The organism is Mesorhizobium sp. BHbdii, from assembly GCF_053848045.1.
The window spans coordinates 1-736 of sequence record NZ_JBSPKX010000052.1; the positions used below are offsets into that span (position 1 = coordinate 1).

2 protein-coding genes are annotated in these 736 nt (G+C 63.5%); one reads left to right on the forward strand and one right to left on the reverse strand.

Translation table 11 applies throughout. The features are described 5' to 3' along the window. Nucleotides 1–58: 58 nt before the first annotated feature. The gene (locus ACWTU8_RS31740) at nucleotides 59–400 is read left to right on the forward strand and encodes a hypothetical protein (RefSeq protein WP_080511918.1); all 342 of its coding nucleotides are present in this window, start codon (nucleotides 59–61) and stop codon (nucleotides 398–400) included. Nucleotides 401–445: 45 nt separating this feature from the next. Here the strand turns inward: ACWTU8_RS31740 and ACWTU8_RS31745 are convergent. Next, nucleotides 446–736: gamma-glutamyltransferase (locus ACWTU8_RS31745; RefSeq protein WP_455851243.1), on the reverse strand; the 291-nt coding region annotated here is incomplete at its 5' end.

Below are 736 nucleotides of genomic sequence, written 5' to 3' on the forward strand. Positions count from 1 at the left end.
GATCGGGTTGCACTCGGCAAGTGTTGATGGTTTGTTGCCGGTCTGCGGAGAACGAGTGATGCGAGAATCGATCGGTCAAGACGAATATGGGTCGGCGAACCCCTTCGATCCGGACGACCTGCCCAATCTGAACGCGATCGGGCCAGGGATCGGCAACAATGATTTCGAGAAATACGCGGTCGCCGTAATCATCGTGTTCGGTGCCCTGATCATCGGCGGGCTGATGGCCGCGTCGATGACCTTCGGCCATCGCAACGGGTTCCTCTTCGCGCTTGGCGGCGCCACATCGGCCTGGATCTCCGGAAACGCGCTTCTGCTTGACCGGCCGCGCATCTACGCGCTGTTCGTCGGCATCGCCGCCCTGATGCTGATCGCATCGACCATCACACTGGTTACCTGACGGTTCTTGCCGGGCCGCGACCCTGTCCGGGAGTCCACGCCGGCATCAATATCCGAGCGCCTCGCCAGAGGCCGCCCGGCTGTCGATGGCGCCATTGTAGCGCGCGCCGCCGCCTTTCCCGATTTCCGCCAGGCTTTTGCCGCCGACCAGGATGCCGGCCGCCTGGCCCCAGGTCTGGTCGCCGACATCAAGGTGGTAGCCCATGCCGGCCAACAACCTTTCGGTGTCCGGCGACAGGCCGAACGGCTCGACATAGACCTTATCGGGCAGCCATTGATGGTGGATGCGCGGCGCGTCGATCGCCTCCTGGATGTTCATGCCGTGGTCGCTGACGTT

Bases quoted from the DNA above. Each gene is read 5' to 3' on its own strand.
- ACWTU8_RS31740 (WP_080511918.1), top strand. From the start codon at position 59: ATGCGAGAATCGATCGGTCAAGACGAATATGGGTCGGCGAACCCCTTC.